28 protein-coding genes are annotated in these 26779 nt (G+C 63.3%); all 28 read left to right on the top strand.

Annotated elements, in window-relative coordinates:
* Window positions 1-43 precede the first annotated feature (43 nt).
* The 28 genes from Q8K99_02750 to nadD all read left to right on the top strand — a co-directional run bounded on the left by Q8K99_02750 (window position 44) and on the right by nadD (window position 26779).
* Window positions 44-1066, top strand: coding sequence for a 4Fe-4S dicluster domain-containing protein (locus Q8K99_02750; protein ID MDP2181472.1), 1023 nt, complete (start codon window positions 44-46; stop codon window positions 1064-1066).
* A complete protein-coding gene (locus Q8K99_02745) occupies window positions 1063-1917 on the top strand; it encodes an FAD/NAD(P)-binding protein (protein ID MDP2181471.1) in 855 nt (284 codons plus the stop codon). The genes Q8K99_02750 and Q8K99_02745 overlap by 4 nt, the downstream gene beginning before the upstream one ends.
* Window position 1918: 1 nt before the next feature.
* The gene (locus tag Q8K99_02740; protein ID MDP2181470.1) at window positions 1919-2665 is read left to right on the top strand and encodes an NADH:ubiquinone oxidoreductase; all 747 of its coding nucleotides are present in this window, start codon (window positions 1919-1921) and stop codon (window positions 2663-2665) included.
* Window positions 2662-3924: a Ni/Fe hydrogenase subunit alpha gene (locus tag Q8K99_02735; protein MDP2181469.1), complete on the top strand. Its 1263-nt coding sequence runs from the start codon at window positions 2662-2664 to the stop codon at window positions 3922-3924. The genes Q8K99_02740 and Q8K99_02735 overlap by 4 nt, the downstream gene beginning before the upstream one ends.
* 76 nt (window positions 3925-4000) lie before the next feature.
* Complete coding sequence (gene rsxC / locus Q8K99_02730) at window positions 4001-5302, top strand: electron transport complex subunit RsxC (GenBank protein ID MDP2181468.1); 1302 nt, start codon at window positions 4001-4003, stop codon at window positions 5300-5302.
* Window positions 5299-6306: an RnfABCDGE type electron transport complex subunit D gene (locus Q8K99_02725; protein ID MDP2181467.1), complete on the top strand. Its 1008-nt coding sequence runs from the start codon at window positions 5299-5301 to the stop codon at window positions 6304-6306. Before rsxC ends, Q8K99_02725 begins: the two co-directional genes overlap by 4 nt.
* Before the next feature lies 1 nt (window position 6307).
* Complete coding sequence (locus Q8K99_02720; protein ID MDP2181466.1) at window positions 6308-6898, top strand: FMN-binding protein; 591 nt, start codon at window positions 6308-6310, stop codon at window positions 6896-6898.
* A complete protein-coding gene (gene rsxE / locus Q8K99_02715; protein MDP2181465.1) occupies window positions 6895-7557 on the top strand; it encodes an electron transport complex subunit RsxE in 663 nt (220 codons plus the stop codon). The genes Q8K99_02720 and rsxE overlap by 4 nt, the downstream gene beginning before the upstream one ends.
* The gene (locus Q8K99_02710; GenBank protein ID MDP2181464.1) at window positions 7557-8177 is read left to right on the top strand and encodes an Rnf-Nqr domain containing protein; all 621 of its coding nucleotides are present in this window, start codon (window positions 7557-7559) and stop codon (window positions 8175-8177) included. The genes rsxE and Q8K99_02710 overlap by 1 nt, the downstream gene beginning before the upstream one ends.
* Window positions 8178-8187: 10 nt before the next feature.
* On the top strand, window positions 8188-9087 hold the full coding sequence (locus Q8K99_02705; protein ID MDP2181463.1) for a 4Fe-4S binding protein: 900 nt from the start codon (window positions 8188-8190) through the stop codon (window positions 9085-9087).
* A gap of 4 nt (window positions 9088-9091) precedes the next feature.
* Complete coding sequence (locus Q8K99_02700) at window positions 9092-9454, top strand: NusG domain II-containing protein (protein MDP2181462.1); 363 nt, start codon at window positions 9092-9094, stop codon at window positions 9452-9454.
* Entirely contained in the window at window positions 9438-9974 is a 537-nt protein-coding gene (locus Q8K99_02695) for a Gx transporter family protein (protein MDP2181461.1), read from the top strand. The genes Q8K99_02700 and Q8K99_02695 overlap by 17 nt, the downstream gene beginning before the upstream one ends.
* 13 nt (window positions 9975-9987) lie before the next feature.
* Window positions 9988-10650: a DNA repair protein RadC gene (gene radC / locus Q8K99_02690; GenBank protein ID MDP2181460.1), complete on the top strand. Its 663-nt coding sequence runs from the start codon at window positions 9988-9990 to the stop codon at window positions 10648-10650.
* Between the two features lie 220 nt (window positions 10651-10870).
* Window positions 10871-11896, top strand: coding sequence for a rod shape-determining protein (locus Q8K99_02685; GenBank protein MDP2181459.1), 1026 nt, complete (start codon window positions 10871-10873; stop codon window positions 11894-11896).
* Between the two features lie 16 nt (window positions 11897-11912).
* Window positions 11913-12770: a rod shape-determining protein MreC gene (mreC, locus tag Q8K99_02680; GenBank protein MDP2181458.1), complete on the top strand. Its 858-nt coding sequence runs from the start codon at window positions 11913-11915 to the stop codon at window positions 12768-12770.
* On the top strand, window positions 12767-13282 hold the full coding sequence (mreD, locus tag Q8K99_02675) for a rod shape-determining protein MreD (GenBank protein ID MDP2181457.1): 516 nt from the start codon (window positions 12767-12769) through the stop codon (window positions 13280-13282). The genes mreC and mreD overlap by 4 nt, the downstream gene beginning before the upstream one ends.
* Before the next feature lie 81 nt (window positions 13283-13363).
* Window positions 13364-15220 carry a penicillin-binding protein 2 gene (gene mrdA / locus Q8K99_02670; GenBank protein ID MDP2181456.1) on the top strand — a complete coding sequence of 619 codons (1857 nt, stop codon included), beginning with the start codon at window positions 13364-13366 and terminating at the stop codon, window positions 15218-15220.
* Window positions 15221-15223: 3 nt separating this feature from the next.
* On the top strand, window positions 15224-16372 hold the full coding sequence (rodA, locus tag Q8K99_02665; protein ID MDP2181455.1) for a rod shape-determining protein RodA: 1149 nt from the start codon (window positions 15224-15226) through the stop codon (window positions 16370-16372).
* Between the two features lie 24 nt (window positions 16373-16396).
* Window positions 16397-17365, top strand: a complete 969-nt coding sequence (locus Q8K99_02660; GenBank protein MDP2181454.1) for a hypothetical protein — start codon at window positions 16397-16399, stop codon at window positions 17363-17365.
* A complete protein-coding gene (locus Q8K99_02655) occupies window positions 17355-19226 on the top strand; it encodes a TIGR03960 family B12-binding radical SAM protein (GenBank protein ID MDP2181453.1) in 1872 nt (623 codons plus the stop codon). Before Q8K99_02660 ends, Q8K99_02655 begins: the two co-directional genes overlap by 11 nt.
* The gene (locus Q8K99_02650) at window positions 19213-19902 is read left to right on the top strand and encodes a TIGR03936 family radical SAM-associated protein (GenBank protein MDP2181452.1); all 690 of its coding nucleotides are present in this window, start codon (window positions 19213-19215) and stop codon (window positions 19900-19902) included. The genes Q8K99_02655 and Q8K99_02650 overlap by 14 nt, the downstream gene beginning before the upstream one ends.
* A gap of 11 nt (window positions 19903-19913) precedes the next feature.
* Complete coding sequence (locus Q8K99_02645; protein ID MDP2181451.1) at window positions 19914-21401, top strand: Rne/Rng family ribonuclease; 1488 nt, start codon at window positions 19914-19916, stop codon at window positions 21399-21401.
* Window positions 21402-21469: 68 nt separating this feature from the next.
* Window positions 21470-22030, top strand: a complete 561-nt coding sequence (gene rplU, locus Q8K99_02640) for a 50S ribosomal protein L21 (GenBank protein ID MDP2181450.1) — start codon at window positions 21470-21472, stop codon at window positions 22028-22030.
* 55 nt (window positions 22031-22085) lie between these two features.
* Entirely contained in the window at window positions 22086-22340 is a 255-nt protein-coding gene (gene rpmA / locus Q8K99_02635; GenBank protein ID MDP2181449.1) for a 50S ribosomal protein L27, read from the top strand.
* 74 nt (window positions 22341-22414) lie between these two features.
* Window positions 22415-23770: a GTPase ObgE gene (gene obgE / locus Q8K99_02630; protein ID MDP2181448.1), complete on the top strand. Its 1356-nt coding sequence runs from the start codon at window positions 22415-22417 to the stop codon at window positions 23768-23770.
* 5 nt (window positions 23771-23775) lie between these two features.
* Window positions 23776-24873: a glutamate 5-kinase gene (proB, locus tag Q8K99_02625; GenBank protein MDP2181447.1), complete on the top strand. Its 1098-nt coding sequence runs from the start codon at window positions 23776-23778 to the stop codon at window positions 24871-24873.
* Window positions 24874-24911: 38 nt separating this feature from the next.
* Window positions 24912-26165 carry a glutamate-5-semialdehyde dehydrogenase gene (locus Q8K99_02620; protein MDP2181446.1) on the top strand — a complete coding sequence of 418 codons (1254 nt, stop codon included), beginning with the start codon at window positions 24912-24914 and terminating at the stop codon, window positions 26163-26165.
* A complete protein-coding gene (nadD, locus tag Q8K99_02615; protein ID MDP2181445.1) occupies window positions 26162-26779 on the top strand; it encodes a nicotinate-nucleotide adenylyltransferase in 618 nt (205 codons plus the stop codon). The genes Q8K99_02620 and nadD overlap by 4 nt, the downstream gene beginning before the upstream one ends.

Genomic DNA, 26779 nt, shown 5'->3' with positions numbered 1-26779 from the left:
GAGCCGGTCGTCCGTGCGCTCTGCCGGGAGTTAGGGGACACACATGTTCTTTCGAATGATGGACACGTCGCGCCTGCCCGACCTCGTGCGCGGTTTGTCCCAGAGGTATGAGGTCATCGGTCCGGTGGCCAAGGGAGCAAGGTTCGTCTTCGGTCCGATCGAAGATCCGGCCGACCTGAGGCTCGACTACGACACGACGTTGCTGCCGCCCAAGAAGCTGTTCTTCCCTCCAGAGGATCAGATGATGCGGTTCCGGGTAGCAGACAATGAGGTTGTGGACGACGAGGTCTACGCTGCCCCGCGCGTTGTCTTCGGCCTGCATCCGTGCGACATCAACGGCCTGCTGCTCATGGACAATGTCTTCCTGAGCGACTACGAAGACCCGTACTACAAGGCCCGCCGCGAGAACACGCTACTTGTCGGCGTGTCGTGTATGCCGAGCGATACGTGCTTCTGCAACGCCTGGGACACCGATGAGGTCCATTGGGGCTTCGACATCTTCCTTACCGATCTCGGCGACCGGTACTTCGTGTCTGTGCGGTCGGTGCAAGGCGCCGAGTTGCTCGACGAGTTCGTGGATACGTGCGACGTCACTGAGTCAGATACTGCAGACTTCCAGCGGGTCACGCGCGAGTTCAAGGCTGCGTTCACCGATGAGCTCGATACCACGCAGCTGCCACTGCTTCTCGATGCGAAGTTCAACGATCCGCTCTGGGACGAGCTTGGTGACAGATGTTTGTCCTGTGGCGCGTGCTCAATGGTGTGTCCGACGTGCTACTGCTTCGACGTGATCGACCGTCTGGAGGCCGACCGGAAGACCGGCGTTCGCGTCCGCAAGTGGGACTCCTGCCAGTTCACGGAATTCGCTGCCGTGGCTCATGGGCAGAACTTCCGCGAATCCCGCAGCAGCCGGGTCAAGTATCGCTACTACCACAAGCAGTGGGGCTATCTCTCGAAGTTCGAGCGCGTGCTCTGTGTTGGCTGCGGCAGGTGTCAGCGCGCGTGTCTGGCCGGCATCAGCCCCCGTGAAGTCGTCAGAGCGCTTGAGGCAGGAGGCGCCCGATGATTCTTTCCGAGTGTCAGACTCTTGAGACCAACCCGTACCGGCCGTGGCCGGCGCGAATCACGTCGATCATCGATTTGACTGACAAGGAGAAGCTCTTCGAGTTCCGCATCATCGACCCCGCGGTGCGCGAGGCGTTCCGATTCAGCTCGGGGCAGTTCGTGGAGCTGTCCATATTCGGGGTCGGCGAGGCGCCCATCTCGATCTCCTCGGCACCGAGCAAGCAGGGCTTCATCGAGTTGTGCGTCCGCAAGGCCGGTGACGTGACGGGAGTGCTGCACTCCAAGCAGTGCGGCGACATAGTTGGCCTGCGCGGACCCTTCGGCCGCGGCTTCCCGTTCCAGAAGATGAAGGGTCACGACATCCTGCTCGTTGCCGGCGGTCTCGGCATCGCGCCGCTCAAGTCGCTCATCAATCACATCCACGATGACCGTCACGAGTTCGGCAAGGTCACGATCCTCTACGGAGCCAAGAACCCTTCCGAGATACTCTTCCGCTACCAGTTCGACATGTGGAAGCACCGGGACGACTTCGACCTGATACTCACCGTCGATGATGCCGATGAGACCTGGACCGATGAGGTAGGGCGGGTCACGAACCTCTTCGAGATGATCGATGTCGATGCGGACAACACCTACGGCGCGATCTGCGGGCCCCCCGTCATGTATCGCTTCGTGATCGACGAGATGCGCAAGAAGGGCATGCATCCCGACAAGATGTACGTGAGTTTCGAGCGCCGCATGAAGTGCGGAATCGGCAAGTGCGGTCACTGTGGCGTTGGCCACCAGTACGCGTGCATCGATGGCCCGGTGTTCAACTACTGGGAAGCCATGAACCTCCAGGAGGCGATATAGGATGGTGCCTCGAGTCGTAGTCATAGGTTTGGCCAGCGATTTCGGGTGCCAGGTGCAGCTGACGAACATGGAAGACGACCTGCTGGATGTCCTCGGCGGCATCGATCTGGTGTACTGGCAGCTCGCGTCGAGCGGCCACATGCCCGAGGAGTACGATGTCGCCGTCATCGAGGGCGCTGTCACGACCGAGGCCCACATCGAGCTGCTGAAGCGAGTCCGCGAGACCGCTGCGGCGGTGATCGCCATCGGTTCCTGCGCGCTTACGGGCGGCATTCCGGCTCTCGCCGCACAAGGTTTCGATTCCCGCTACGAGGTCGTCTACGGAGACGACGGTGTGGCTGTTGCGCGAGGACGCATCGTTCCAAGGCGGGTGAGTGACATCATCACCGTCGACTATCAGGTGCCGGGTTGCCCGATCGACCCGCCCGAGTTCGTGCACGTTCTTGGTCGAGTAGCCCAAGGGCTCTCCGACCGCACTCCAAAGGAACCGATGTGCGCGGTGTGCAAGATGAAGGAGAACGTCTGCTTCTTCGAGCGCGATGAGGTTTGCCTGGGTGTCGTCACCCGGACCGGCTGCAGGGCGCGGTGCGTGAGCCTTGGTCGTCCCTGCACCGGATGCCGGGGCCTGGCCGAGGACGCCAATCTCGAGTCGGCGTTCGCGCTGCTCAAGGAACGCGGCATCGCGCGTGATGAGGTAGTGCGGCGACTTGAGATCTACAACGCCCTTGAGGAGGCGGTTGGCCGATGAGCACGCTGACGATCGAGCACATCGCCCGCATCGAGGGCCACGGAACGATCACGATCGACGTCGACGGCGGTGTCGTCCGCGACGTGCGGCTCGACGTTGTGGAGCCGGCGCGTTTCTTCGAGTCGATGGTCGTGGGTCGCCGGTTCGACGAGGCCCCTCTGATCACGAGTCGTATCTGCGGAATCTGCTCTCCGAATCACGCCCTCACATCTATCAAGGCCGTCGAGGCGGCGCTGGGCGTGGAGCCGAGCGAGCGCACGATTCTCATGCGCAAGCTCCTCCTGTACGGAAGCTACCTGCAGAACCACGCGACGCATCTCTATCTGTTCGCAGCTCCGGACTTCGTGGGACTCCCGAGCGTGTTCCCGCTCGTCGAGACGCATCCTGACGTCGTCGAGCGCGCTCTGCGCATCAAGAAGCTCGGCAACGAGCTGACCAAGCTGGTCGGAGGTCGTCCGGTCCACCCGGTGACCGCGGTCATCGGCGGGTTCACGCAGGAACTCGATCCGAGGGCACTCGAGGGGTTCGCGGGCATGCTCGACGAGATCGCGTCAGACGCCGCTGCAACAGTCAGCCTGTTCGGAGCGTTCGAGATTCCGAACTTCCGTACCGACGGAGACATGCTCGCGCTACGTGCCGAGGACGACTACGCGATCTACGAGGGTGACACGACTGCTCTCGACGGCGCCTGGAGTCGGCCGGTGGGCGAGTACCGCGAGTTCATCAGCGAGGGCCTGATCGGTCACAGCAACGCAAAGCATTCGACCGTCGACGGACGCCCGTTCCTGATGGGGGCTTTGCCGCGCATCAACATCTCCTCGGACAAGTTGATGCCGAAGGCACAGAGCACACTCGCCAAGTCTGGTTTTGCACACGGATCCCGCAACACGTTCCATATGAACGTGTGTCAGGCTGTGGAGCTCGTGGATGCGGCGGAGCGGTGCGCCGACTACATCCGACGCTTGCTCGCTATGGGCGGAAGCAGCGCACCCGTCGGGTTCGAGGTGCGGAAGGGCTCCGGATCAGGAGCGACGGAGGCTCCGCGGGGCACTCTGTACCATTCGTACACGATCGATGACGACGGGTTCATCACCGCGGGCGACGTCATCACTCCTACGGCCCAGAACCTCGCCAATCTAGATGCTGACCTGCGCGCCTTTGCGCCCACCGTTGTTGGTCTTGAGCGGGACGAGTTCCTTCTTGCCATCGAACAGCTTGTTCGGGCGTACGACTTGTGTCTATCCTGTTCCGTACACTAGGGGGAACTCGGAGGAGGATTCGACCCCGGTAGGTCGAATCAGTGCCTCACTAGCAAGAGCCGACGAGGAGAAGTACGTGACGAAGGCCGGCTTCAGGGGTGGGGTTCATCCGCCGACGTACAAAGACGCGACATGCGCGTCGGCGACACAGAGAGCACCGATACCGCAGCGGCTCGTCGTGCCCATGAGTCAGCACCTGGGTGCCCCGTGTGCGCCGCTGGTCGCCGTAGGGGACCGCGTCGAGCGCGGACAGCCCATCGGCGATGTCGATGCCATGGTGAGCGCTCCCGTCCACAGCCCGGTCGCAGGCGAGGTTGCGGCCGTGTCCTCGCGCCGTACCATAGCGGGGACGAGCGCCGTGGCTGTCGAGATCGTGCCAGATCCCGAGCAGGATTTCGACTCGTTCGTGAAGATCGACCCGATCGACAACGTAGCCACGCTCGTTCGCTCGGCCGGCATTGTGGGAATGGGCGGTGCGGCGTTTCCAGCGCACGTGAAGCTCAGCCCTCCCAAGGACGCCACGATCGAGGCGGTCATCCTCAACGGCTGCGAGTGCGAGCCTTTCCTCACGTGTGATCACCGGACGATGCTCGAGCGCGCAACTCGTGTGGTCGAAGGCTCCCGGATCATCGCGCGGACCGTTGGCGCCACGCGTATCGTGATCGGCATCGAGGACAACAAGCCTGACGCGATCGCGGCGGTGCGAGCTGCCGCCGACACCGACATCGAGGTTCTTGCGCTTCCGACGAGCTACCCACAGGGTGCCGAGAAGCAGCTCATCTGGGCCGTCATGGCCAAGGAGGTCCCGCACGGTAAACTGCCGTCCGCTGCTGGTGCTCTTGTTCACAACGTGGGCACGGCCGCGGCGATCGCCGACGCGGTTCTCGATCGGCGTCCGCTCATGGAGCGCGTGGTGACGGTCAGCGGGATGGTCTCGCGCCCGGGCAACTACCTGACGCTCCTTGGTACGCCTCTCCAGGATGTGATAGACGGCGCCGGCGGGTTCACGGGCGATGTGGGTCGCGTGATCGCCGGCGGACCCATGACCGGCATGCCTGTCGTCGACTTCTCCGTTCCGGTCGTGAAGGGTACGTCCGGAGTGGTCGCACTTGCCCCGGGTTATCTGTCCCCGGCGGTACTCGGCGACCAGCCGTGCATTCGATGCGGACGCTGCACTGAATCATGTCCGATGCTGCTTGAGCCGTTCGCCCTTGGAATCCGTGCGAATCGCCTCGATTGGGACGGCTGCGAGAACTACCACGGTCTCGACTGCATCGAGTGCGGGTGCTGCAGTTATGTGTGCCCAACCCGCCGACCCCTTGTGCAGCTCATTCGTCGAGCCAAACATGCCCTGCTCGAAAGGGGGGCGCGGTCGTGAGTGATACAACGGGGGCCGCCCGAATGAGCGTTGCGGATTCACCACACATCGCCGCCAAGGAGAACGTCACGCACATCATGCTCTGGGTGGTCGGCGCGCTCGCACCTGCAGCGCTGTGGGCCGTCTGGAACATGGGCGCTGTTGCTGCCGTTCTCCTGGTGTCGTGTATCGGTTCGTGCCTGGGCACCGAAGCTCTGTGGAACTACGTTGCCAAGAAACCGCAGACATTGCTGGACGGTAGCGCACTTGTCACCGGCTTGCTCCTGGCAATGACGCTGCCGCCACGGACGCCGTGGTGGATCGGGGTCGCAGGCGGAATCGTGGCCATTGCGCTCGCCAAGATGATCTTTGGCGGGCTCGGGTGGAATATCTTCAACCCTGCCCTCGTCGGGCGCGCCATTGTGACCATCTCGTGGGCGGGCGTTCTTGCGGAGTCGAGCGTTCCGGGGGGCTGGTTCGCGGGGCTCGACCTGCCAGCGGTAGGCAAGTTCGATGCGGTTTCGGGCGCCACACGACTCGCGCTTGCCGCCGCCGACCGGGCGGCGAGCGGCGCCTACGGGTACGACCTGCAAGCCCAGTACGGCAGCCTGCTCACCCGCAACCTCTCCGGGTGTTTGGGCGAGGTGTCCGGCGGACTGCTCATCCTCGGCGGACTCGTGCTCATACTCAAAGGCATCATCGACTGGCGCATTCCGGCCGGCTACATCGGGACTGTCGCCCTGCTCTCGTGGGCGTTCGGTTCCGACCCGGTGTTCAACGTGCTTGCCGGAGGCGTTCTCCTGGGTGCCTTCTTCATGGCTACAGACTATGTGACCTCGCCCATGACCAAGACCGGGCGCCTGATATTCGCCTGCGGATGCGGGCTCATCAACGTCGTGGGTAGGTTCTACGGACCCATGCCTGAGTCCACGACATTCGCCATTCTGTTCATGAACGGCTTCGTGCCGCTGATCGACCGTTCCCTCAGGCCAAGGACGTTCGGATGGGGGGCGCGCCGTGGATAGGATGCCCTCGACTCCGGCGCGCATGGTGCTGAGTGTGCTGGTTACGTGCATAGTCGCGGCCGCTGGTCTCGCATTCACGTACCAGCTCACCGCCGAGCGAATCGCCGCGCAGGCTCGCCTCGCCGAAGAGAAGGCGCTGCAGGCGGTACTGCCCAATGCGACCGAATTCACGCTGGTCGGTGATGACGTGCTTGCAGCGGCCGCGGAGGCCGCTGGTGAGACACGCGTCGATGCGGTGTTCGTGGCCGAGAGTGTGTCGGGTGAGGTCGGGTGGGGAGTGAAGGTCGCTCCGCGCGGCTACGGGGGACCGATGCAGATGGTTGTAGGTTTGGATAGAGATGGGTTAGTCACGGGTGTCAGTGTCATAACACACAATGAGACTCCGGGGTTGGGCTCGAACGTCGTCACCAACCTTGACTTCATGGGCCAGTTCGAAGGCTGGAACGGTGCCGACATAGACAAGGCCGCGAAGGCTCTCGATGCGGTCTCCGGTGCGACGAAGTCCTCATACGGGGTCAGGAAGGGCGTTCTGGCTGCCGGACATATCTACGCCGATGTGCTGGGAAGTGCGGAAGGGGGGAGTGGGCAGTGAAGAGATGGTTCGAAGTCTTCCAGCGCGGTCTGTCCATCGACAATCCGCTGACCGTTCTCATGATCGGGTTGTGCGCCACACTTGCCGTCTCGACGAAGTTCGATGGTGCGCTGTTCATGGGAGCAGCTGTCATCTTCGTGCTTACTATGTCCTCGGCTATCGTATCCGCCCTGAGGCGTCTGACGCCCGAGCAGGTCCGGATTCCGATCTTCATCGTGGTCATCGCTTCCTTCGTGACGATCGTCGACCTGACGATGCACGCGTTCTTGCCCGGGGTGTATGGATTCCTTGGCGTGTGGATACCGCTCATTGTTGTGAACTGCATCATCCTTGGCCGTGCGGAGGCCTTCGCGTACAACAACACCGTGAGCCTCTCGATTGCCGACGGTCTCGGCATGGGGATCGGGTACTCGGTGATCATCGTATTGATGGCAGCGTTCCGGGAGTTGGCCGGTACGGGCCAGATCGAGTTTCTGGGACAGCGCATCATCGGGTTCCCAGAGTGGTACCGCGGGCCGAGCATGATACTGCTGTTTCCGGGAGCGTTCATTCTCTTCGGGTTCATGATCGCGGGGGCTCGCGCTCTGGAGAGCCGCATGTACGCCCGCAAGGTCGAGACGCAGTTCCATTGCACGATAGACGAGGGCGGGCGGGCATGATGGAGACGCTTGCGAACATGGCCCTGCTCCTGGTCGGTGCGGCTCTGGTCAACAACATCTTGCTCACGAGGTTCATCGGGCTGTGCCCGTTCTTCGGGGTTTCGAACTCGATGGAGACCTCGGTTGGAATGGCCAGCGCCGTCATCTTCGTCATGACCCTCGCCACGGCGTCGACCTGGGTGTTCTGGAACTGGTTGCTCGTTCCGCTCGGTGTAGGGGAGTTTCTCTACATCCCGGCGTTCATCCTTGTGATTGCCGCTCTCGTGCAGTTCGTCGAGATGTACCTGCGCAAGTCGAGTCCAGGTCTCTACCGCTCTCTCGGGATCTACCTCCCGCTGATCACGACCAACTGTGCTGTGCTCGCCACTGCAACCGAGGCGGTCAAGCCCGGGTTCTTCAAGATGAATCTCGCCTACTCTTTTGGCTTCGGGCCTGCCCTGGTGTTCACGGTGGGCGTGGCTCTTGGCTTCGGCATCGCTCTGGTCAGTTTCGCGGCGCTGCGCGAGCGTCTCGAGCACGCCCCGGTCCCCGAGTTCATGCGTGGCACACCGATGGCCTTCGTCACTGCGGGCCTGCTATCGATTGGCTATGTCGGTCTGAGCGGTCTGTTCGGCCTGTAGGAGGCTGTCTGTGGATCTTGCGCTCGTCATCAAAGCAGTTGCGGCCCTGAGCGTCATCGGTCTTGCCGCATCGTTCATGCTTGCGGCCGCCTCGAAGCGCTTCCACGTCGAAGTCGACCCACGCATCGAGGCGGTTCTCGCAGTCCTGCCCGGCGCCAACTGCGGCGCGTGCGGGAATCCTTCGTGCTTCGGAGCGGCTGAAGCGGTCGTCGCAGGTACCCTGCCCGTCACCGCTTGTACCGCCGGCGGTCAGCCGGTCGCTGACGCGGTCGCCGAGCTTCTCGGCGTTGACAAGTGCGCGGTCTCGTCACAGGTGTCGCTCAGGCATTGTGGCGGCGGCCGCGCAGCGGTCCGCCTCTTCGACTACAGCGGCGTGATGTCGTGTGTCTCGGCCTCGAAGGTGGCCGGAGGGGACTTGGCCTGTCCCTACGGGTGTCTGGGGTACGGAGACTGTGCCCGCGCCTGTCCGTTCGGGGCCATTTCGATGGATGGACGAGGATTGCCTGTTATCGATCTCGATGTCTGTACCGGCTGCGAAGTCTGCGTTCGCGAGTGCCCTCGTGGCTCTATACATCTGTTCGCGATGGTGCCGGCCGATGGTCAGGTCGCGGTCCGCTGCAACTCGCATGACAAGCCCCGCGCCCGCAAGGACTACTGTTCGATGTGCTGTATCTCGTGCAAGAAGTGCGAGAAGGCGTGTCCATCGGATGCGATTCACATGATCGATCTTCTGGCGGTCGTGGACTACGAGAAGTGCACGGGTTGCGGCGAGTGTGTTCGCGTGTGTCCGCAGGAATGCATCGACCTCACAGGACGAGAGGCGATTCTTCCCGCTGCTCGCCTCGATGGCCGGGGACCGAAAGTCGACGGCTTCACGCAGACCGAAGAGGCAGTGCCCACAGGGGTGTGACCTCATGACGCGCGCAGACCTCAGACTCCTTCTCGTACTCGTTCTCGTGACCGTGCTGTCGGTCCCTGCGGTGACCTACGCTGCAAGGAACAGCGATACCGTGCTGATCAGTGGACCCGCCGGTCGCAGCGAGGTTTCCCTTTCAGAACCCGGACGCTACGTCGTGCCGGGTGTGCGGGGCGATGTGGTGTTCGAGGTGATCGGTGCGCAGCTTGTCTGCGTGGAGTCCGACTGTCCCGATCAGACGTGCGTGCGTGAACGCGTTGTGCGACCAGGACGACCGGTCGTCTGTGCGCCAAATGGCGTGAGTGCAGTGATGACTTCCGGCAACGGCTCGGAAGGCGGTCTCGATGCGGTATCGCACTGATGCCACATCGTCGCTGACCGCGGCGACCGGCCTTCTGATGGCGATGGCGGCAACGCTTGGCTATCTCGAGGTCGTGCTGCTGCCTCCGCTTCCGGTCCCAGGAATGCGATTGGGGCTCGCGAACATAGCCATCGTGCTAGCGCTTGTGACCGTAGGACCTGCGCGTGCGCTTGCGGTCTCACTCGGTCGCGTCCTACTGGTCGGACTGGCGACGGGGGCGCTTGGTGGTCCTGCAAGCGTGTTGTCGGCTGTCGGAGCGTTGGCGGCGTGGGGCGTGATGAGCGCCATCGCGTCCCGAGGCGATCGATACTCCATGATCGGATGGTCACTGGCCGGTTCCTCGGCGCACGTGATCGCACAGCTCTGTGCTGCCACGGTTTTGGTTTCGTCTGCAGCTCCGCTACTCCTCGCTCCGGTGTCCCTTGCCCTAAGCCTTCCCACCGGGCTTCTCATCGGGTACTCCGCCCGCCTTCTCCTCTCCCGCGTACCCCTCCAGACGGTGTCGGTCGCAAGTAGGTAGGAGGTGGGCGGGCATGGCGCCACGCCTTGTCGGAGGGTCGAGTGACCCTCGGAAGATGGTGTTGTCCGGCAGGTCAGATGTTGTGTCCGACGCGGGACTGTTTGCCGTGATGATCGGCGAGAGCGATGAAGCCTGCGGGCGGGCGATTCTTGAGGCACACCCGGTTCCGGATGCCTTCTGGAGGGTAAGTGCCGAGGAGCTCTGTGCGGTCCCTGGGGTGGGCCCGGCTGCCGCCGCGAGATTCCTGGCCTGCCTGGAGGTGAGCCGTCGCGCGTCGGCCTGGCGGGGCGGTCGCCGCACGACGATCTCTACACCCGAAGACGTCGTGGCACTGTGCTGGCCGCAGATGCGCGGGGCGGACCGAGAACACTTCTGGGCGCTTGCGTTGAGCACGAAGAACCACCTGCTCAAGATGGTCGAAGTATCAGTAGGGAGCCTGAATGCATCGATCGTCCATCCGCGGGAGCTCTTCAAGGAGGCGGTCAGGGCGTCGGCAGCCTCGATGGTGGTGGTGCACAACCATCCGAGCGGCGACTCGACACCGTCCGGCGCCGACATTCAGCTGACGCGTCGGCTCGTCAAGGCGGGCGACGTCCTTGGCATAGAAGTTCTCGACCACGTCGTCATCGGCGACGGTGGGGAGCACTCGAGTCTACGTGATCTCGGACTCATGTAGGCCAGACCCGTCATATACCCTTCTACCTGCGGATGTTGCCGTTTCGTTGGGGATTCGCGCACGGTTCCCTGTGCTACACTTGTCCAGATTTGCATGCACGGCCGCCGGGCATGGGCCCGAGGGGTCGGTTTTGTCATGCATGAGCGCTGCGCTCCGGATGGGCCGTGTGGCGTGTCCGGGCGTTGATGTGGAAGGAGCGAGCGACTTGTCGCTTATCGACATGTTCTTCAACTCGTGGGGCGGCGACATGGCCGTCGACCTTGGAACAGCCAACACTCTTGTCTCGGTCCGCGGTCGCGGAATCGTTCTCATAGAGCCGTCCGTCGTCGCTGTCGAGAAGGACACCAAGCGTGTTCTGGCCGTAGGAATCGAAGCCAAGCGCATGCTCGGTCGTACGCCCGGCAGTATCGTCGCGATCCGTCCGCTCAAGGATGGCGTCATCGCTGACTTCGAGGTCACCGAATCGATGCTTCGGTACTTCATAAACAAGACACGGATCAAGCGCTTCCCGTGGCAGCCCAAGCCCCGCGTGGTCGTTTGCGTGCCCTCGGGGGTGACCGAGGTCGAGAAGCGTGCGGTTTTCGAGGCCACCATGCAGGCCGGTGCGCGCCAGGCCTACCTCATCGAGGAGCCGATGGCCGCAGCGATCGGTGCCGGGTTGCCGATCCAAGAGCCGACGGGCAACATGGTCGTCGACATCGGAGGCGGCACGACCGAGGTCGCCGTCATCTCGCTCGGCGGCATAGTCTGCGCGCAGTCGATCCGAATCGCGGGCGATGAGTTCGACGAAGCAGTCATCGCCCATGTGAAGCGCGTCTACAACGTGCTCGTGGGTGAGCGTACGGCCGAGGAGATCAAGTTCGAGATCGGATCGGCCTGGCCGCTGCTCGAGGAAGTGGACGTAGAAGTGCGCGGACGCGACCTACTGACCGGGCTGCCGCGCACGATCACGATGGAGTCCGAGGAGATCCGTGAGGCCCTTGAGGAACCATTGCATGCGATCGTTGCGGCCGTGAAGGCCACGCTCGAGCAGACACCGCCCGAGCTTGCGAGCGACCTGATGGAATACGGCATCGTTCTCACGGGCGGTGGCTCACTACTCCGTGGACTTGACGAGAGACTCAAGCACGAGACTGGCATGCCGGTGCACGTCTCCGAGAATGCATTGACCAACGTCGTTGACGGTTCAGCGATGGCTCTCGAGGAGATCGACGCGCTCAAGAAGGTTCTGACCGGCGCCCGATGAGAGTGATCGCGTGGCGATGAAGCTACCCCAACCTGAGAGATCGGGTGGTACGAACGCATTGCTCGCTGCGCTCGTAGTCGTTTCGCTCATCATCACTACTGTCTACTACCGCGAAGGCGACAATGGCTTGCTGCATCGGGCCAGGCGCGGAACCGAAGCGCTCACGGCCCCGGTCTCCGCAGTAGGGGAGTGGGCCACCAGTCCGCTTAGGGCCACGGGCGAGTGGTTCAGCGGTCTGAGCGTTTCCAGGGACGAGTACAACACTCTCAAGACACAGAACGCTGAATTGCGTTCCAGCGTTGCAGAGCTTGAGGAGGCTCGACTCGAAAACGAGCGCCTCCGTGAACTTGTCGGCTTCATCGAGGCGCGGAAGCTCGAGGGTCTTGGCGCCCGCGTCATTGGCCGCCCGGCGAGCGCGTGGGAGGGCGTGATCACCATCGACCGCGGCTCGGCGGACGGCGTGGATATCGGGATGCCTATCCTGGGCGCGCAGGGGCTCCTTGGCCAGACGATCGATGTGACTGCCTATAGTGCGAAAGTCCGGCTGATCACCGATCAGCGCAGTGGTGTCGCCGCACTCATCCAGTCCACGCGTGCTGACGGTGTCGTTCGTGGATCGATCGACGGTGCGCTGTCCATGGAGTACGTCAGCCGTGAGTCCACTGTGGTCGTAGGCGATGTGGTTCTGACGTCAGGAATGGGAGGCGTCTATCCAAAGGGGCTGATTGTCGGAGAGGTCTCCGACGTGCAGTTGGCCGCCAACGACCTGTACCAGCACGTTGTCGTGCGGCCATCCTCACGTATTTCGGGCATCGAAGAAGTCATCGTACTCGTCGGTGCACCTCCGACGGCCGACGTTGGAGGTGGCGAGTGAACAACAAAGCGATTCCCGCGATAGTCGCGATCCTTGGCGCTGCCCTCTTGCAGGTCGCCATCGCGCCCTACATCGCCATCGGTGGCATCGTGCCGAACCTGCTGCTACTCGTCGTGGTGACGCTTGCACTCGTGGAAGGTCCGCGTTCTGGTGCATCCGCCGGCTTTGCGGCCGGGCTGGCGTTCGACCTGCTGGGCAGTGGTCCAATCGGTCCGATGGCGCTTGTGCTCGCCATCGTTGGACATGTGACCGGATCGCTCCAGGCCAACATGTTCGCAGAGGGCTGGCTTCTGCCGACGACGGTCGTGTTCTTCGGCGGTCTGGTTGCCGAGGTATCGTACGGGCTTGTGCTCATGCTCCTTGGCTCGGGTGCGCCGTTCTGGGCGATGCTTGGGCACGTGATGCTGCCGGGCGCGGTGTACAATGGGGCCTTGGCTCTGCTGATCTACCCGTGGTTGGCCCGGCTCTTGCGCAGGGACCGGCCGATGCAGACATTCCGCCGTCTGGCGTAGGCACCCTCCCCGTGTGTCGTGACGGACATGCGCGCACGATGCGCAGACGCAATACCATTCTCTCCGTCTAGGAGCCGCATCATGTCGACATTCCGCGAGCAGTTGAAGGGGCGATTCGCCACACTCGGCATCGTCGTGCTGCTCGTACTCGGCGTGCTGTTCGTGCGTCTGTGGAGCATCCAGGTGATTTCGGGTCGCGAGTACACCGCTCTTGCCGAGAACAATCGGATTCGCGAGATATCCCTCGACGCGCCGCGCGGCCGCATTCTCGATCGGAACGGGGTCCCGCTCGTCACCAACCGGCCGACGCGTGCCGTGTCGGTCTCGCCAACGGCACTTGAGGACACCGAGATGCTGTACCGGCTATCGACGTTGCTCGACATGCCGCTTGAAGAGGTCGTTGCCAGTGTCGCGTCGAAGCGGGAAGCGGCCTTGCGCCCGCGCATCGTCGCCATCGATGCCTCGAACGAGGTTGTGAGCTACCTCGCCGAGCATGAGTCGCAGTTCCCCGGGGTCGAGGTGCAAGTGCTGGCAGTGCGGGAGTATCCACAGGGCAAACTCGCGGCGCACGTGCTCGGCTACACCGGAGAGATATCCGAAGAGCAGGTAGACCAGCCGAAATTCGAGGGATATGCGCTCGGGGACCAGGTTGGGAAGACCGGCGCGGAGCTCGAATTCGAGTCAGTCCTCCAAGGTGACAAGGGCTATCGCCGCATGGAGGTCGACGCCAAGGGGATACCCCAGCAGATCATCGAAGAGGGCGAGCCCATTCCTGGCAGCGACATCGTGCTTACCATTGACTCCGAGGTGCAGAAGGTCGCCGAACAAGCCCTGCAGAACGCATTCGAGGACGCCCACAAAGACAAGTTCACCAGTGCTCGCGCGGGTGCGGCCGTCGTCGTGGACGTCAAGACCGGCGAGGTTCTTGCGATGGCGAGCGCCCCCTCCTACGACCCGACGCTATTCCTTGGCGGGATATCCGAGAAGAACTGGAAGAAGCTAAACGCTAAGGATTCAGAGTACCCGCTCACCAATCGGGCTGTGATGGCGCTCTACCCTCCGGCTTCGACCTTCAAGGCGTTCACCGGGCTTGCCGGGCTGTCGCATGGCGTGGCGAGTGAGTGGACGCAGTTCTACTGCCCCGGGAAGTGGACCGAGATGGGCGAGCAGTGGCCGAAGTGGTGCTGGAAGAAGTCCGGCCACGGGACGATCAGCTTTCACCAGGGCATCGTGGATTCGTGCGACACGGTCTTCTACGAGATCGGCTACGAGTTCTACAAGCAGAAGGACGAAAAGCTGCAGAAGTTCTCCAGGGAGTTCGGCTTCGGCGAGAAGTTGGGGATCGACTTGCCGGGCGAGGTCGGCGGTCGTGTGCCCGATGCCGCATGGAAGAAGAAGTTCAACGAGAACTACCCCGAGTTCCAGAAGTGGCTTCCCGGAGACACGGTCAATATCGCCATCGGCCAAGGAGACCTGCTTGTGACCCCCCTGCAGCTCGCTTCCGCCTATGCGGGCGTCGCCAACGGCGGCAAAGTGATGCAGCCGCACATCCTCGAGCAGGTGCTCGACACGAAGGGCGAAGTAGCGCGGACGGTCGAGCCCGAAGTGTTGCACAAGGTGAAGGTCTCCTCGGCCAATCTGGCGGTGATGAGACGCGGTCTCATCGATGTGACCGAGTCTGGCACTGGCGCGGAAGCGTTCCGGGGTTTCGGCGAGACAGTGGCCGGCAAGACCGGTACGGCGCAGGTCACTGGCAAGGACGACTACGCGTTGTTTGCGGCATACGCGCCGGCGAACAAGCCCCGCTACGCGGTGGCGGTCATCATCGAGCAGGGTGGCCACGGCGGTTCGGTCGCTGGTCCGGCGGCGAGGGAGATTCTCGCATCGCTTCTCGGACTCCCCGTTGAGCACGTGACCGCCACGGACTTGTCGAGGTAGCCGATGGTGCGCATACGCGGACACACTCTCGCCGGCTGGGTCAACGTGCCGCTTCTGCTGTTCGCGGCGCTTCTGACTCTGTACGGGAGTGTGATGGTGCAGTCTGCCACCTCGGACATGAGTTCGGGTCGGGCGCTGTTCCTGCGCCACATCATCGGTGTGCTCATCGGCCTGGTACCGCTGGTCTTCTTGTGGCTGATCGACTACACGAAGCTCCAGGGTTGGCTTGGACCCCTAGTCCTGTTCGACGCACTGCTGATCTTGAGCCCGCGCATTCCTGGTCTCGGCTACGAGGCCGGTGGTGCGACGTCCTGGCTGGCCATAGGGGGCCTGCGGCTCTTCCAGCCCTCCGAGCCGGCCAAACTGGTCACGATCGTGATCATGGCGATCGTGATATCCCAGTACAAAGGGTTCATCGAGCGTCCCCGTGACGTTGCGCGGGTGATGGGCTATCTCGCGTTGCCGCTTGGGCTGATCTTGCTGCAACCCGACCTGGGAACCGGCATGGTATTTATCGCGATCGCTTCAGGCATGTTCTTGATCGGTGGGCTCAAGCCGCGCTGGTTCGCCGTATTCGGGTTGACCGCGGTGCTGCTCGTGGCTGCGATCGTCGGCATCGACAACGTGGCGGACCGTGCAGCCGGGAAGGATGTACTCGTCAAGCAGTACCAGAAGGACCGGCTGATGGTGTTCGTCGACCCTACGCGCGATCCGCTCGGCGCGGGCTACAACCTCAAACAGGCCAAGATCGCCATCGGTTCGGGTGAAATCACCGGCAAGGGGCTTGGCTCCGGTACGCAAGGCAACTTGAACTTCCTGCCCGAGAGGCACACTGACTTCATCTTCGCGGTGCTCGGTGAGGAGCTAGGCTTCGCTGGAGCGGTGGTACTCCTTGGCCTGTATCTGGCCCTGCTCATAATGGCGCTCGAGATCGCTGTATCCTCGCGTGACCTGCTCGGCTCGCTGATCGTAGCGGGCGTGATCGCGATGTGGACGTTCCAGGTCCTCGAGAACGTCGGCATGACGATCGGACTCATGCCCATCACAGGCATCCCACTGCCGTTCATGAGCTTCGGCAGTTCGTTCATGGTCACCAACCTGGCGGCAACGGGTATGCTTCTGTCAGTGTGGTCCCGACGCTACGGCACGTGATATCTGCCAAGGAGAGTGCCATTCGTGCGACTTCCAATCGACGTGCGCGACCTCGTGAAAGCCGGCTCCAAGATCCAGGAGACCCGGGAGAAGACCGTGCGCATCGCCGTCTTCGTCGAGCTTGATGCACCCGATGAGCTTGTCGAGGTTGTTCGCGACCGGCTTCACCCCTTCACAGCGGGTGCGCGACTGCATATCGAGGTAGTGGAGCCGGGGGTGGAGCTGCTTGTCGACCCCGCGGCCGACGTGCTTGTTGCGGTCGTGGGCTCGGGGCGGACCGGCATTGCGCAGCAGCTCGAGACTGCGCGCGAACGGGCGGTACCGACCGTGGTGATCGCGCTTTCCGAGGAGATCGGGCCCGTGGCGGACGTCCTCGGCCATCCGTACCGCGACACGCTGGTATCGACAGACTCCGAGGAGCTCGTCGATGAGAAGCTGGGCGAGTGGCTCGTCGATCGCATTCCTGCCAAGCGCCTCGCTCTCGCTCACAACTTCACGTTCATGCGGCGGGCGGTGGCGATCGAGGCGGTGAAGGCCACGGCGCTCCAGAACGGCCTTATCGGCGCGGTCGCGGTGATTCCCGGCGCGGACATGCCGCTCATGACCGCTAACCAGACCAAGATGCTGCTTCAAGTCGCTGCGGCATACGGGGAGAAGCTCGGTGTCGAGCGCTGGCGCGAGCTTGCGGCTGTCATCGGTGGCGGGTTCGTGATGCGCGGGGTAGCACGGCAGTTCCTGTCCTTCGTCCCCGGTTTCGGGTGGGCGGTCAAAGGCGGAATCGGGGCGACGGGCACACTCGCGATGGGCTATGCGGTTGTGTCGTACTTCGAAGGCAGCGCGGATACTTCTGGGCTGACCGAGCGCTTCGAACGCATGAAAGGGCAGGTCACAGCCAGCATTCGCGAACGGACCCAGCGGCCAAAGGCAGGACAAACGCCCGCTATCGTCGATGCTTCCGTCCCCGCCGAGGAGACGTTTGCCGGTGACGCATAGCTTCTGGGAACGGATCGAGCGGCTCTTCGGGCACGTCGAGCGTCCGGTACGCTACATCGACTCGGAATGGGGCGCGCGCCGTCCCGAACCGCAAGACTACCGCGTGGCGCTTCTGTATCCCGATGCCTACGAGATCGGCATGGCGAACTCCGCGCTTGCCATTCTCTATGAGAAGCTCGGCACTCTCGACGGCGTGTCGGCGGAACGCTGCTATGTACCCTGGATCGACATGGCCGATGCCCTGCGGGATGCCGGGCTTCCGCTCACGTCCTTGGAGTCGGCAACACCGCTGCGCGAGTTCGACCTCGTCGGCATCACGTTGCCCTATGAGCTGACCTACACCAATATCCTCGAGATACTCGATCTATCCGGGATTGCGCTGCGGGCAACAGACCGTGGTGAGAACGGCCCGATCGTTGTCGGGGGCGGGCCGTGCGCGTTCAACCCCGAGCCCGTGGCGGCGTTCTTCGACGCCATCCTGATCGGCGAGGGCGAGGAAGCTGCGGCTGAGATCGTGGCAGTCCACAGGGCCGCGAAGGCCCGCGGTGCCGGGCGTGTGGAAGCCCTTCGCGACCTGTCCCGCGTTGTCGGCGTGTACGTTCCGTCCCTGTATGGCGCAGTGGACGGCCCAGGCGACGGAGGAGCGTTCGTGTCACCGGTCGCGGGAGCGCCCGCAGTCATCGACAAGCGTGTCGTGGCGGACATGGACGCCCATCGCCCGCCCGTGTGTCCGGTCGTTCCCTATATGGATGTCGTACATGACCGGGTCGGGGTCGAGGTCCTGCGCGGGTGTACACGCGGATGCCGATTCTGCCAGGCGGGCATGATCTATCGTCCCGTGCGCGAGCGCTCGGCGGACACGATCGTGCGTGACGCGATGGAAGGGCTGCGCTGCACCGGGTACGACGAGGTGTCACTCACCTCGTTGTCGACGACCGATCACTCGCAACTGGGGGATGTCCTGAGGCGGATGTCGCGTCGACTCGAGGGTACGGGTGTGTCGATCTCATTGCCGAGCCTGCGTGTCGATGCGTTCTCCATCGAGATGGCCCGCCTCATCGCGGGCGGGCGCAAGACGGGCCTGACGTTCGCCCCCGAAGCCGGGACGCAACGTTTGCGGGACGTCATCAACAAGAATGTGACCGAGGAGGACCTGATTTCCACCGTCGAGCGTGCTTTCGCCGCTGGCTGGCGTCGCGTGAAGCTCTACTTCATGATCGGCCTTCCGACCGAGACCGATGACGACATCGCCGGAATCGGCAAGCTCGTGCGGCGCGTGCTGTATGCGGCCCGCGAGGCGACGCCGAAAGACCAGCGTGGTGCGATTCGCATAGGCGTATCCGTTTCCACGTTTGTGCCCAAGGCCCATACCCCGTTCCAGTGGGCCGGTCAGGTGGCCTACGAGGAGATCGTGCGCAAGCAGGCCGTGCTTCGGGAATCGGTGCCGCGCAAAGGGGGCGTGGAGCTCTCGTGGCACGACCCGGAGGTCTCGCTCCTCGAAGGCGCGATGGCTCGCGGCGGTCGTGACATCGCGGACGCCATCGAAGCTGCATGGAAGAGCGGGGCTCGTTTCGACGCCTGGACCGAGCGATTCGACTTGCACCGGTGGCGGGAGGCGTTCTCCTTGGCGGGGCTCGATCCGGATGAGATAGCCACCCGGAGCTTCGAGCCAGGAAGTCCGCTGCCGTGGTCGCACATCTCCACGGGCGTCAGTGAGACCTACCTTCGTCGCGAGCTAGCGCGCTCGCTCGAAGGGGTCACGACGCCTGACTGCAGTTTCGACGGGTGCACGGGGTGCGATGTGTGCCAGGACCTGGGCGTCGAGGTTCGCCTCGGAGGTGAGCGCCGTGGCTCCGGGTGAGTTCAGGCTTCGTGCGTGCTTCCACAAGCGCGGGCGTCTGCGCTATCTGTCGCACCTCGAAGTCATGCGGGCGACCGAGCGCGCGGTGCGCCGGGCGGCTCTTCCATACGCGCTCACGCGGGGGTTCAACCCGCACATGAAGCTTGCGTTCGGGCCTGCACTGCCGGTGGGCACATTGGGCGAGCGCGAGTACTTCGACCTGTGGCTTCGCGAGTACGTACCTGCCGAGGAGACACTGGCCAGGCTCGTGGCGTCGACGCCGCCCGACCTCGCGCCTGCCGAGATGCGTTATGTCGCGGGTACGTTGCCGTCGCTTTCCGCGGCGTGTAACGTAGGGGTGTACGAGTTGTCAGTCGATCCGGAAGGAGCCGATAGGGAGTCGCTGCAGGCGGCGTTGGACGACGTCGTGGCGGGTGGAACACTCGAAGTAGAGCACAAAGGCAAGACCAAGGTTTTCGACCTCGCGCAATGTCTCCCGAAGGAGACGCGCGTGCGGTTGCAGGACGACGGGGCCGTCATCGACATGATGACTCGCATGGGACAGGAAGGCTCCCTTCGCCCTGAGGCTCTCATTCGAGAAGCGCTCTCCCGGCTCGGCATTCCACACGCCGCCATCCATGTGGCGCGCACCGACATCCTCATAGAAGAGGAGGGTCGGTTGCTGCGTCCCATCTGACGGGAGTGCGCGTGGCCGAGGTCCTTCGCGAGATGCTGATCTCGCACGATTCTAACGAGACGCGTGTAGCGCTTCTCGAGGATCGGGAGCTGGTCGAACTCTATATCGAACGCCCGAAGCGATCCGTGGTCGGCAACGTCTACCTCGGCAAGGTGAAGGACGTCCTGCCGGGCATGCAGGCGGCCTTCGTGGACATCGGCCTTGAGAAGAACGCCTTCCTGTATGTCGATGAGGTCGTGACCCCTGAAGGCGTGGACGGTGTCCCGCGCAGGGACATCCAATCGCTTCTCAAGCCCGGCCAGCAGATCATGGTGCAGGTCCTGAAGGATCCGATGGGCACCAAGGGCGCACGCATCACGACTGAAGTCACGCTGCCGGGGCGCTTCCTTGTGCTGATGCCGTTCTCGGACTTCGTGGGGGTTTCGCGGAAGATCAGCGACGAGGAGCGCGACAGACTTCACTCCTCGGTAGCCGGACACGTGCCCGACGGGCTGGGTGTCATCGTCCGGACGGTAGCCACCGGTGCCAGCGAGAAGGATCTCGTCTCGGACCTGGACTTCTTGTTGAGGCTCTGGAAACGGGTGGATCATCAGTCCCGGGAGGGTCTTGCCCCGGAGGTCATCTACACGGAGATGGATCTTGCCTTGCGCCTCGTACGAGACGTCTTCTCCGAGGACTTCAAACGACTCATCGTCGACGACAAGTCCGTGTTCGAGAAGGTGGTCTCGTTCCTGAAGAAGACCTCGCCCCAGCTGGTGCGGCGCGTGTCGTTGTACCGTGAACATACACCGCTGTTCGACAGCTACCGGTTGCAGCCCGCTATCGAATCGGCGTTGCGGAGAACCGTACGCCTGTCGTCAGGCGGTCACATCACGGTAGACAAGACAGAGGCGCTGACGGCTATCGACGTCAACACAGGCAAGTTCGTCGGGCGCAAGAACCTCGAAGACACGATAGTGCGCACGAACTTGGAGGCTGCCGAGGAGGTGGTGCGCCAGCTGCGGCTGCGCGATCTCGGCGGCATCATCGTGATCGACTTCATCGACATGGAGGACCAGTTCCATCGTGCCGAGGTCATGCAGCGGCTGACCTTGGCTCTCGAGCGCGACCGCACGAAGACTCGTGTGACAGAGATATCTCGCCTCGGGCTGGTGGAGATGACCCGGAAGAATGTGACGGACGGGCTCTACGGCATCCTGACAGAACCTTGTCCCTGTTGTGCCGGGGAGGGCAGGGTGCTTTCGACAACCACACGCAAGATCGCAGTCGAACGCCGGATGCGTGAGATTCTTGCCGCGGGCAAGTCGCCCGCGTATCTATTCGGCCTCAATCCCGAGACCTACGAGTTCGTCATGGCCCCAGGTCAGAACGTCATCGCTGCGCTCAGATCGTCGACTGGCAGGCAAGTCGCCATTGTGGCCGATGGAGAGTGTGGTCCCACCGAGGTGCGAGTGCTCATCGAGGGTAGGGCAGGAGCTGTCCAACGCGCGTTCGAATAGCGTTGACGCTGGTCAGGCCGTATGCTAGAGTACCCCCTTGCGCACACACGCGAGTGAGAGGTTTCCAGATGTACGCTGTGGTTTCTACCGGCGGAAAGCAGCTCAAGGTCGAAAAGGGCACCGTCGCCGTTGTCGAGAAGATCGATGCAGAAGTCGGCGATACCGTTGCTCTTGACGTCCTATTCGTGGCCGATGGTGATGAGATCACCACCGATCCTGCTGCACTGACCGCTGCAACTGTGACCGCCGAGGTCGTCGAGCACTTCAAGGGCGAGAAGGCGGTAGTGTTCAAGTTCAAGAAACGCAAGGGCTACAAGCGTCTGAAGGGCCACCGGCAGCAGCAGACCCGCATCTTGGTGACGGACATCGTCGCTGCTGGCGGAGGCACGAGGGTCGCGAAGGCTGTTCACAAGGCGCCGTCCAAGGCCGCACCGAAGGCAGAGGTCGCTCCCAAGGTCGAGAAGGCCCCCAAGGTAGAGGCCGCGCCCAAGACCGCCGAGAAGCTGGCCCTGACTGAGGTCGCTGAGAGTCAGTGCGCCGCCGTGAAGGCCAGCGGCGAGCGCTGCGCCAACAAGGCGAAGGAAGGCTCCAAGTACTGCGGCGTTCACGCCAAGAAGTACGAAGGGTAGTCGGACGAGGGTAAGGCCCGGCGTCCCCGTTTTTCACGAAAGCAGGTAGCGAGTCATGGCTCATAAGAAGGGTCTAGGCAGCACCAAGAACGGTCGCGATTCGGCCGCACAGCGACTTGGTGTGAAGCGCTTCGCCGGTCAGGTCGTGACCGCAGGCTCGATCATCGTGCGGCAGCGCGGCACGCGGCTCAAGCCTGGCGAGAACGTCGGTATCGGCAAGGACGACACCCTGTTCGCCAAGGCGGACGGTGTTGTGGACTTCACTCACGGGAAAGACCGTCGGGTGCACGTCCGACCGATCGAGGGCTAGGGCCCTCTCTCGAGGAACGCTTGACGGGCCCCTCGCTCCACAGGAGCGGGGGGTCTTTACGCTTAGGGAGCACAATGTTCGTTGATGAAGCAAAGATAAGTGCGAAGGCTGGCAACGGCGGAGCGGGCTGCAAGTCCTTCCGTCGAGAAGCGTACGTTCCAAAAGGCGGGCCGGACGGCGGCGATGGTGGACGGGGAGGCGACATCGTTCTGGTCGCCGACGGCGCGGTATCGACGCTGCTCGACTACCACTACAAGCGCCACTACAAGGCCGAGCGCGGCCATCACGGCAAGGGCGCCGTGCGTCACGGTTCGAGTGGTGATGACCTTCTGCTGACCGTTCCGCTCGGCACGGTGGTGCGCGACGCCGAGACGGGCGAACTCATCGCCGACCTCACGGATCAGGATCAGCGAGTGGTCGTGGCGCGCGGCGGACGCGGTGGCCGCGGCAACCCCCATTTCGTGACACCTACCAGGCGTGCTCCTGCATTCGCGGAGCTTGGGGAACCTGCCGAGGAGCGGTGGATCTCGCTCGAGCTCAAGCTGCTGGCCGACGCGGCGCTTGTCGGCTTGCCCAGTGTGGGCAAGTCGTCGCTGATTGCGTGCATGAGCGCTGCACGTCCCAAGATCGCCGACTACCCCTTCACGACGCTCGTGCCGAACCTGGGCGTGGTGCGCGCCGGCAATCGCTCGTTCGTCGTGGCCGATGTGCCGGGACTCATAGAGGGCGCGAGTGAGGGCAAAGGTCTCGGACATGCCTTTCTTCGGCATATCGAGCGGACGGCACTGATCATTCACGTGGTCGATCTCACGGGAGGATACGAGCAGCGTGACTGCGTAGATGACATCGATGTCATCAATGGCGAGCTTGCCGCACACGCGACCGACCTTGCTGATCGCCCGCAGATCATGGTGGGCAACAAGGCCGATGTGCCCGGAGTGCAAGAGGCTTCGGCGCGTGTACACGCGTGGGCCGAGGAGCGTGAGTTGCTCTACTTCGAGGTTTCTGCCGCTACCGGTGCAGCAATCGATCAGCTATCGCGTGCCGTCGCCGAGCGCGTTCATGAGCTTCGCGAGCAGGCCGTGGCGCAGGCGGCATCCGAGCCGCACCAGGCCCGCTACATCCACGAGCCACGTGAAGAGCGAGGCTTCGCCGTCGTGCGGACCGGTGCCCACGCGTTCGAGGTGAAGGGTCGGGGTATCGAGCGAATGGTCATCATGACCGAGATCGGGAATGAGGAGGCCTTGGCTCACCTGCAGAAGCGCCTTGTCAAGGCTGGCGTCGAGCAGGCGCTCGAGGATGCTGGCGCGTTCGATGGCGACGAGATAACTATTGCGGGAGCCACGTTTGAGTTCCAAGGAGCTCTTGCAGTGGACCCCGAGGTGGCCTACATAGAGGATGAGCCCGACAAGGCGGGAGACGACGGGTGAGCAACATGGAACGCATCGTGATCAAGATCGGCAGTTCGATCTTGACCGCCGCCGACGGCGGTCTTGACCGCGCGTACGTCGAGACTCTCGTCGGGCAGGTGGCGCGTCTGCGCTCGGGCGGTGCCAAGGTGATCATTGTGACGTCCGGCGCGATTGCTGCGGGCGTTGAGGTGCTCGGGATGGGGTCGCGTCCGTCCGACATGCCCACTCTTCAGGCTGCGGCATCTGTCGGACAGGTTCAGGTCCTCGGCATGTATGCAGCGCTGTTCGCGGCGCAGGACGTGCCTGTCGGCCAGGTTCTTCTCACGCGGCACGACACGGCGCACCGCCAGGCGTATCTGCATGCCCGTGACACTCTCGAGCGACTCATGGCTCTCGATGTGGTACCGATCGTCAACGAGAACGACACGGTTGCGGTGGACGAGATCAAGTTCGGGGACAACGACACGCTTGCAGCCCTCGTGGCGACCATGACGAAGGCCGATCTGGTCGTGCTACTCACCGATATCGAAGGGCTCTACGATGCCGACCCGCGTCTCGACGAGGAGGCCCGGCTGCTCGAGCACGTGGAGGAACTCACGGAGCAGGTCGTCGCGGCGGCCGGCGGGGCAGGGTCTATCGTGGGCTCGGGAGGGATGCTCACGAAGGTGGAGGCGGCCAAGGTGCTCATGAAGGCCGGCATCCCGACGGTTGTGTGCGATGGGCGACGCCCGAACGTTATCGTTGATGCAGCGGACGGCAAGCCGGTCGGGACGTACTTCGCCGGTGGCGCGGCGCAGCTCGGGGCACGCAAGCTTTGGATCGCGCTCGGGCAGCGTCCCCGCGGTGAGGTCACCGTCGACGACGGGGCCAAAGAGGCGCTCTGCCAGCGGGGCAAGAGCCTTCTGCCTGCGGGTGTCGTAGCGGTAGCGGGAAGCTTCGATGTCGGCGATGCGATAGTATTGAAAGACCGTAGCGGCAGCGTCATCGCACGCGGTCTGACCGCTCTGTCCTCGGCAGATCTGGAACGTGTCAAGGGGCTGAAGAGCTCCCAGATCACGGAGTTGTTGCCGCAGGTCGCGGGCAAGGAAGTGATTCACAGGGACCACCTGGTGATTCTGTAGACGGACCTGCACGTACGCAACGCGGATAGGGGATTGCGATGTCGGAAGTCTTGACGCTGGCGACGAGAGCGCGGGAGGCGGCGCAGCGACTGGGGACTACCTCCTCGGAGCAGCGCAATCGCGCACTCTTGGCCATGTCGCACGCGCTGACTCACAACCAGGATGAGATTCTGGCCGCCAACGGGCGCGATATGGAGGCAGCGCGGGCCAAGAACACCCCGGCGCCGCTCCTCGATCGCCTCGAGTTGAACCCGGCACGTATCAAGTCGATGTCGGAGGCGCTCAAGGCGCTCTCGCTGCTGCCCGATCCCATCGGCGAGGTCGTGGAGGGACATACGCTCCCCAATGGCATCCAGCTCACACAGGTCCGCGTGCCCCTCGGCGTGGTGGCGATGATCTTCGAGGCGCGTCCGAACGTGACCGTCGATGCTGCCGGATTGTGCATCAAGACCGCGAATGCGGTGATCCTGCGCGGTGGGTCCCTCGCGATCCAGAGCTGCCTTGCGCTCACGCGCGTGCTCGCCAACTCGGCGACGGCAGCGGGGATGCCCGATGGTTGCATCCAGTCCGTCGAATCGACCGAGCGTGAGGCCGCCGAGGAGCTCATGGGGCTGCACGGATACATTGACGTGCTCATTCCCCGGGGCGGGGCGGGTCTTATCCAAAGCGTGGTGCAGAACGCGAAGGTCCCGGTGATCGAGACCGGTGTTGGCAACTGTCACGTCTACATTCACAGCGCGGCCGATCCGGAGATGGCGCGGCGCATCGTCGTCAACGCCAAGACGCAGCGTCCGGGAGTGTGCAACGCGGCAGAGTCGCTGCTGATCGACGAGGAGATCTACCAGCAGGTGCTGCCGCCCATCCTGAGGGAGCTAGAGGAGAAGGGCGTCAAGATCCACGCTGACGAGGCGGCTCGATCGCTCGGGGCCGTGATGCGCGTAGAGCCTGCGACCGAGGAGGACTGGGCGACGGAGTATCTCGACCTCAAGATAGCCGTGAAGGTCGTGTCGGGACTCGACGAGGCCATCAACCATGTGAACAAGTACGGCACGAAGCACAGTGAAGCGATAGTCACCGGGGACTACTCGGCAGCCCAGCGCTTTCTGCGCGAGGTTGACGCTGCAGCGGTCTACGTGAACGCTTCGACACGTTTCACGGATGGCGGCGAGTTCGGCATGGGTGCTGAGATCGGAATCTCGACCCAGAAGCTTCACGCGCGCGGCCCGATGGGACTCGATGCGCTGACGTCGACGAAGTTCGTCCTTATGGGGAGCGGACAGATCAGGGAGTGAGAACGAAGGCGCGCCTCGGCATAATGGGTGGGACGTTCGATCCCATTCACTTCGGCCATCTGGTGACGGCCGAAGAGGCCCTCGTCCAGTTCAACCTGGACAAGGTCGTCTTCATGCCCACCGGTCAGCCCGCGCGCAAGACGCACCAGCAGGTCACGTCCGCAGAGCATCGATATCTCATGACCGTTATCGCTACGGCGGCAAACCCGGATTTCGAAGTCTCGCGCATGGAGATCGAGCGTCCGGGCACAACCTACACTGTCGACACGCTCAAAGCGATGCGCGATGCGTCGGGGCCGGGCACGGAGCTCTTCTTCATCACGGGCGCCGACGCGGTATGGGAGATAGTGACCTGGAAGGATGCAGAGGCGTTCGCCGGGTTGTGCACGTTCATCGCGGCAACGCGGCCCGGATACGACCTGGATGCCGCCCGAGAGCAGCACGCGGAAACACTCCAGCAGCTGCGCATAGAGTTCATCGAGGTGCCCGCTCTCGCGATCTCCTCGACTGACATCCGTCAGCGCCGCGCAGAGAGACGCCCGGTGCGCTATCTCTTGCCCGAGCCGGTAGTCGCCTACATCGAGAAGTACCGGCTCTACCGGGAGGCCTTCTAG

It is taken from the genome of Actinomycetota bacterium, assembly GCA_030682655.1.
In the GTDB taxonomy this organism is placed as follows: Bacteria; Actinomycetota; Coriobacteriia; order Anaerosomatales; family JAUXNU01; genus JAUXNU01.
This window is presented reverse-complemented; position numbering and strand designations above follow the sequence as displayed.

Coding starts and splice junctions, on each gene's coding strand:
- rpmA (MDP2181449.1), top strand. CDS start 22,086: ATGGCTCATAAGAAGGGTCTAGGCAGCACCAAGAACGGTCGCGATTCG.
- mrdA (MDP2181456.1), top strand. CDS start 13,364: ATGTCGACATTCCGCGAGCAGTTGAAGGGGCGATTCGCCACACTCGGC.
- proB (MDP2181447.1), top strand. CDS start 23,776: ATGGAACGCATCGTGATCAAGATCGGCAGTTCGATCTTGACCGCCGCC.
- Q8K99_02710 (MDP2181464.1), top strand. CDS start 7,557: ATGGAGACGCTTGCGAACATGGCCCTGCTCCTGGTCGGTGCGGCTCTG.
- Q8K99_02685 (MDP2181459.1), top strand. CDS start 10,871: ATGTTCTTCAACTCGTGGGGCGGCGACATGGCCGTCGACCTTGGAACA.
- radC (MDP2181460.1), top strand. CDS start 9,988: ATGGCGCCACGCCTTGTCGGAGGGTCGAGTGACCCTCGGAAGATGGTG.
- Q8K99_02735 (MDP2181469.1), top strand. CDS start 2,662: ATGAGCACGCTGACGATCGAGCACATCGCCCGCATCGAGGGCCACGGA.
- Q8K99_02750 (MDP2181472.1), top strand. CDS start 44: ATGTTCTTTCGAATGATGGACACGTCGCGCCTGCCCGACCTCGTGCGC.
- Q8K99_02700 (MDP2181462.1), top strand. CDS start 9,092: ATGACGCGCGCAGACCTCAGACTCCTTCTCGTACTCGTTCTCGTGACC.
- mreC (MDP2181458.1), top strand. CDS start 11,913: ATGAAGCTACCCCAACCTGAGAGATCGGGTGGTACGAACGCATTGCTC.
- obgE (MDP2181448.1), top strand. CDS start 22,415: ATGTTCGTTGATGAAGCAAAGATAAGTGCGAAGGCTGGCAACGGCGGA.
- rplU (MDP2181450.1), top strand. CDS start 21,470: ATGTACGCTGTGGTTTCTACCGGCGGAAAGCAGCTCAAGGTCGAAAAG.
- Q8K99_02620 (MDP2181446.1), top strand. CDS start 24,912: ATGTCGGAAGTCTTGACGCTGGCGACGAGAGCGCGGGAGGCGGCGCAG.
- rodA (MDP2181455.1), top strand. CDS start 15,224: ATGGTGCGCATACGCGGACACACTCTCGCCGGCTGGGTCAACGTGCCG.
- Q8K99_02695 (MDP2181461.1), top strand. CDS start 9,438: ATGCGGTATCGCACTGATGCCACATCGTCGCTGACCGCGGCGACCGGC.
- Q8K99_02745 (MDP2181471.1), top strand. CDS start 1,063: ATGATTCTTTCCGAGTGTCAGACTCTTGAGACCAACCCGTACCGGCCG.
- Q8K99_02740 (MDP2181470.1), top strand. CDS start 1,919: ATGGTGCCTCGAGTCGTAGTCATAGGTTTGGCCAGCGATTTCGGGTGC.
- Q8K99_02720 (MDP2181466.1), top strand. CDS start 6,308: ATGCCCTCGACTCCGGCGCGCATGGTGCTGAGTGTGCTGGTTACGTGC.